Annotated in this window: 5 protein-coding genes and 2 tRNA genes; 4 read left to right on the top strand and 3 right to left on the bottom strand. The window is 54.4% G+C overall.

The genetic code is table 11. The annotated features are described in order from the left end of the window. The 3 genes from VAE48_RS11630 to VAE48_RS11620 form a co-directional block, all read right to left on the bottom strand. Positions 1–80: ParA family protein (locus tag VAE48_RS11630; RefSeq protein ID WP_322793495.1), on the bottom strand; the 80-nt coding region annotated here is incomplete at its 3' end. A 9-nt stretch (positions 81–89) separates the two neighbouring features. After that, positions 90–938, bottom strand: a complete 849-nt coding sequence (locus tag VAE48_RS11625) for a PfkB family carbohydrate kinase (protein ID WP_322793494.1) — start codon at positions 936–938, stop codon at positions 90–92. A gap of 70 nt (positions 939–1008) precedes the next feature. After that, positions 1009–1596, bottom strand: a complete 588-nt coding sequence (locus VAE48_RS11620; RefSeq protein ID WP_322793493.1) for a zinc ribbon domain-containing protein — start codon at positions 1594–1596, stop codon at positions 1009–1011. Positions 1597–1724: 128 nt separating this feature from the next. Here VAE48_RS11620 and radC point away from each other — a divergent pair, with 128 nt between their 5' ends. The 4 genes from radC (at position 1725) to VAE48_RS11600 (ending at position 5453) form a co-directional block, all read left to right on the top strand. Then, on the top strand, positions 1725–2465 hold the full coding sequence (gene radC / locus VAE48_RS11615) for a RadC family protein (protein WP_322793492.1): 741 nt from the start codon (positions 1725–1727) through the stop codon (positions 2463–2465). Between the two features lie 83 nt (positions 2466–2548). Continuing rightward, a tRNA-Ala gene (locus VAE48_RS11610) sits at positions 2549–2621 on the top strand. Between the two features lie 57 nt (positions 2622–2678). Then, a tRNA-Ala gene (locus VAE48_RS11605) sits at positions 2679–2751 on the top strand. 323 nt (positions 2752–3074) lie between these two features. Beyond that, positions 3075–5453 (top strand): leucine--tRNA ligase, encoded by a 2379-nt coding sequence (locus VAE48_RS11600; protein ID WP_322793491.1) that lies wholly within the window; start codon positions 3075–3077, stop codon positions 5451–5453. Positions 5454–5461 lie beyond the last annotated feature (8 nt).

The raw sequence follows: 5461 nt of genomic DNA, 5'->3' as shown, positions 1-5461 counted from the left end.
AGAAAAGCCGCCAGCGAAATTGCCGAAGTCGTTTTACCGACACCACCTTTTTGATTGACAAAAGTGTAAATTTTGGCCATGTTCACTTCTCAAGGGAGGATTTCAACCAAATTCTGTCGGACTTCTTCCGGGGTGGGAATGGCCATCAAACCGGGGCGGGTTACCGATGCAGCCGCCAGCTGGGTGGCAAAACGAGCGGCTTCCCATGGATCACGGGTCTGGTAAAGGCGTATAAAGAAAGCCGTAGCAAAAATGTCTCCTGCACCGGTTGGATCTACCTCCTGGGTGACGGGTGCGCGAAAATAACGCACGTCGCCGTTCCAGTAAATCCGAGCGCCACTGGCGCCTTCAGTAACCGCCAGTACGCGAATGGAAGAAACCATTTCTTCAATTAAGTCTTCATTACCCTGCACATCTTCCATGCTTAGAACCGCAGCGTTGACGGTCTCCAGTACATAGCGGGCCTCCGGCCATTCCGTAAAAGTGACCCGGTTATCACGGTTTGCAGCACGCAACCAGCCCTGAGGAGTAACCCCAACAAAAGAATTGGGAAAGGCGCGCGCCAGTTTTGGATCAACCTCTTGCAGCACCGGACCAAGATGAACAATGGGGGTATTGCGCCACACCTCTGGCACCATGCTTAAATCCAGAGAAGGGGCAGGGTGAAAAACGTGCTGAATCCTTCCCGCAGGTGTTTGAATGTTCTCGAATGTTGTGGTTGTGTCGCTGTAGCGAATTGCCAGGGCCAGCTCTTCAAGTTCAAAAAGGGGTAAATCCGGGTCGCAGGCGGTAACCACTCCTACTTTCAGCCCGAGAGCGCGGGCAGTCAATCCCGAATAGGCGGCAGTTCCGCCTAAGCGTGGCCCTTCCGGGGTCAGGTCACGGGTTAAATGTCCAATTACCAGATAATCAACAGGTTGCAGCGGATAAATTTGCATAATCAAATTATACCTTGACCCCGACAAAACAATTCCATATAAAGGGGATCAACCCCATACAGCATTGAGGTTATTCTTTATCTTTGCGAAATTCGGCGTCCTCCGCGTTGGGGGCTGAAAAGGGCATTCCCCCTGACAGGCTTGGGGATGCAGGACGGTTTTCCTCAATTTCTTCCAGAGGCAAGTGCTGGAGTGCATCCTCTATGCTGACGGCTTCGCGGCGCATTCCCGGGGCAGGTGTGCCGCAGTACGGACATAAATTCCACGAAAGCTCCATTAACTTTCCGCAGTGATGACAAATTTTTTTCAAGCGGGTATGACAATTCGGGCAGATTTGCCAATCCGGCTGGATGCGACGGGTACAACCGGGACAGACCGGCGTATCCTCGATGTTCTGCAATAAGGCCTCCTCTTCAAGGGTGCGTTGATATTCTTCTTCCAAAGTGCGGGAAGGGCGTAAAATGAGGTAAATGAGTACCCCGGGCAGGAATAACACGCCTACGACCAGCAGAGCCAGAATACGAATCAACGGGTCGCGGCTGCGGCTGCGGATATCCCGATAGGTCCATAAAATCAGGCTAAGCCAGAGAGCGGCCAGAAAAGCAGCTGCGAAGGCAGCGGCAACAAGAGCAAGATTCCCAAGCGTGGCAGTATCCATAAATTGAACTCCAATGAAAAAATTATAGCACGGGAGCGGTTTAATCCTTCCCGCCAGAACTTGCCGGTTTTTTGGGTATCGGCTATAGTAATTTGCGAAATACATTGACGACGCCAGCGGGAGGGAAAATGCTCAGCCAGCGCAGAAAGAACACACGCGAAGAGGGAACGTATTACCGCATTACCGATTTAGAAGCCAGCGAACGGCCGCGTGAGCGATTGGCAGAAATTGGCGCTCATGCGCTTTCCACAGCAGAATTAATGGCAATTTTGTTGCGCACCGGCCTGCCGGGGGAAAATGCGGTGCAACTGGGGCAGCGTTTGCTGCAAACTTTTGGTGGGTTGAATGGGCTTCGCCGCGCCAGCTTTCAGGAGGTATGTTCCCAGCACGGTGTAGGAGAGGCCAAAGCAGCCCAAATCAAGGCTGCAATTGAGCTGGGTAAACGTCTGCGGGATGACGATGATGAGGAGGAGGATGACCGTCGCGCGATTCATTCTCCCAAAGATGCGGCTGATCTGGTGATGTATGAAATGGCCGGGCTGGTGCAGGAAAATTTGTGGGTGATCTTGACCGATACCCGAAACCGGGTGATCAGCATTGAAAAGTTATATCAGGGTTCACTCAATGCTTCAACGGTGCGGGTGGGAGAATTGTTCCGTGCGGCCATCATCCGCAATGCCGCTTCTATTCTGGTGGTGCATAATCATCCCAGCGGCGATCCGACTCCCAGTCCGGAGGATATCGCCCTGACGCGGGCGGTTGTGCAGTCCGGGCGGCTGCTGGATATTCAGGTGCTGGACCATCTGGTCATTGGGCGGCGGCATTATGTTTCGCTCAAAGAGCGCGGGCTGGGTTTTGAAGGGGGATAGGAGGATCGCGACAGGGTGCGGAAAAAATTTAAACTTGACAGACTGAGGGCTTGCGGGTAGAATTCAGACACCCTCGAAAAAAAGGGCCTGTAGCGCAGTTGGGAGCGCGCTTCAATCGCACTGAAGAGGTCAGGGGTTCGAATCCCCTCAGGTCCACTGGGGGCGCCCCCCAGCAAGCAGTCAGGTTTTCCTTAACAATCGAGAATTATGCATGGGCCCATAGCGCAGTTGGGAGCGCGTCTCAATGGCATTGAGAAGGCCGGGGGTTCGAATCCCCCTGGGTCCACTCAAGAAACGAGTTGTTGCATTTGGGCACGGCTCGTTTTTTGAAAGGCTATGGCAGGAGTAGTAAGCCATCCGTCAGCGAGTCGGGAGAACTGGTGTGAGCCCGGCGCAGCGCAAACGGAGCGCTTGAGGCTGAACTCGCCTGTCGGCTCGTTGAGCAGGCCGCAGCGGTGAACTTCAGTAGCCGTTGCCGGGTTCGCCCGTTAGCGCGTTCTGAGCGGCCGGGAACATTTCTTTCCGGGCAATCAGGGTGGTACCGCGGAGCAACCCTTCGTCCCTGCTTGGATGAAGGGATTTTTGCTTAATCAAAGACAGGAGAGAGGTATGAACTCATCACCCATACCGGCGTACAATCCGGGAGAAATCGAGAGTAAGTGGCAGCAGCGTTGGGAACAGGACGGTCTCTATCATTCCAATGTTGACCCTTCCAGGCCGAAGCATTACGCGCTGACCATGCTTCCTTATCCTTCCGGTGATTTGCACATCGGTCACTGGTATGCAATGACCCCTTCGGATGCCCGCGCTCGTTTTATGCGCATGCAGGGGTACAATGTGTTGTTCCCCATTGGTTTTGATGCCTTTGGACTGCCGGCTGAAAATGCTGCCATTCAGCGCAACATTCACCCCAAAGTGTGGACTTACCGCAACATCGAAAATATGCGCCGACAGCTGCGCAGCATGGGCGCGATGTTCGATTGGCGGCGTGAGGCAATCAGTTCCGACCCGGAATATTACCGCTGGACGCAGTGGTTCTTCTTGAAGCTGTATCAGAATGGGCTCGCATACCGAAAAATGTCACCCGTGGACTGGTGCCCCAACTGCAACACGACCCTGGCGCGTGAACAGGTATGGGGCGAAGACCGCCACTGCGAACGCTGCGGAACTCCGGTTATCAAGAAAAATCTGGAGCAGTGGTTCTTCAAAACCACCCAATACGCTGAAGAGCTGTTGCGTTATGATGGAATTGACTGGCCGGAGCGGGTGCGCACGCTGCAGACCAACTGGATCGGACGTTCTGAAGGCGCGGCGGTTTACTTCACTACCCAAGATGGTGACTTGCTGGAAGTGTTTACCACCCGGCCGGATACCCTGTGGGGAGCCACCTTCATGGTTCTGGCTCCGGAACATCCACTGGTGGACAAGCTGACTTCGGATGAGCAGCGGCCTGCGGTAGAGGCCTATGTTCAACAAACGCTGCGTCAGTCCGATATTCAACGCGAGGCGGCTGATAAGGACAAAACGGGTGTATTCACCGGTGGTTATGCGGTCAACCCGGTCAACGGACGGCGTATTCCGGTGTGGATTGCCGATTATGTGCTGATGACCTACGGTACCGGTGCGATCATGGCCGTGCCGGCGCATGATGAACGGGATTTTGCGTTTGCTCTCAAATACGGCCTGCCCATTTTGCCGGTCATTGCCCGACCGGACGGGCTGGCAAAATCCTTTGCGCCCGCCGCCTCCATGCGCGCCGGATTTGCGGAAGTATTGAGCGGCGCCGGGATTGCCTTTGAGCAGAATGAGCGGGGTGTTTTTGTGACCCTGCAATCCGGTCAGATTGACTCCTATCTTAATATCGCCAAGGAATACTTGAACAGCGGTTACTGGAACGAAATTGTGGGGTCGCGCTGGGTCTTCATTTTCGAAAACGGTCTTTGGGAATGGGAATCGCCGGAGGCCGAGGCGCGCATTTTGGCGCGCTGCAAAGAATTGCAGCCCGCTGTCCGTTCTGCGCGCACATTGATGGAAATGCTGTGGAACGTGGAGTTTTACCGGGATGTGCTGTTCCATGCCGAGTATGGGATGATGATCAACTCGGCTGAATTCAGCGGTACGCCCGGTGATCGTGCCAAAGCCGAAGTCACCCGCTGGTTGGAGCAAAACGGTAAAGGCAAGTATGCCGTCAATTACCGCTTGCGCGATTGGCTGATCTCGCGTCAACGCTACTGGGGTGCCCCGATACCGATGATCTACTGCCCGACCTGCGGGATCGTACCGGTACCAGAGGATCAACTACCGGTGCTGCTCCCTGAGGATGTGGAATGGAAACCAACCGGCGAAAGCCCGCTGAAACTGCATCCCACCTGGCGTTTGACGACCTGCCCGCAATGCGGTGGAACGGCAGAACGGGAAACGGACACGATGGACACTTTTATGTGTTCATCCTGGTATCACCTGCGCTACCTCAGCCCGTGGTATCACGAAGGTCCCTTTGATCCGAAAGAGTATGACTACTGGATGCCGGTTGACACCTACACGGGTGGAATTGAACACGCTACCATGCACCTGATTTATACGCGCTTCTTCCATAAAGCCTGCCGCGATATGGGAATCACCAAAGGGAACGAACCCATGCTGCAGTTGCGCAATCAGGGTATGGTGTTGGGCGAGGATTCTGAAAAAATGTCAAAGAGCCGCGGCAATGTGGTTTCGCCGGATAATCTGGTGGCGGCCTACGGAGCCGATACGGTGCGTGCTTACCTGATGTTCTTTGCCCGCTGGGATCAGGGTGGGCCATGGAGCAGCGGTGGTATTGAAGGCACCAGCCGCTGGCTGCGACGGCTCTGGTCGCTGGCGCTTGAACCAGCTGCAGCAAAAGCGGTAGATGAAAATCTCATTCGTAATTTGCGCCGCAAGGTTCATCAAACCTTACAGGCAGTCACCCGTGACTTCCGTGAATTTGAATTCAACATCATTATCTGAGGCTTGAT

It is taken from the genome of Bellilinea sp., assembly GCF_034432615.1.
In the GTDB taxonomy this organism is placed as follows: Bacteria; Chloroflexota; Anaerolineae; order Anaerolineales; family Anaerolineaceae; genus Bellilinea.
Note: the sequence above shows the minus strand (reverse complement) of the source record. Positions and strands in the feature narration are given on the sequence as shown.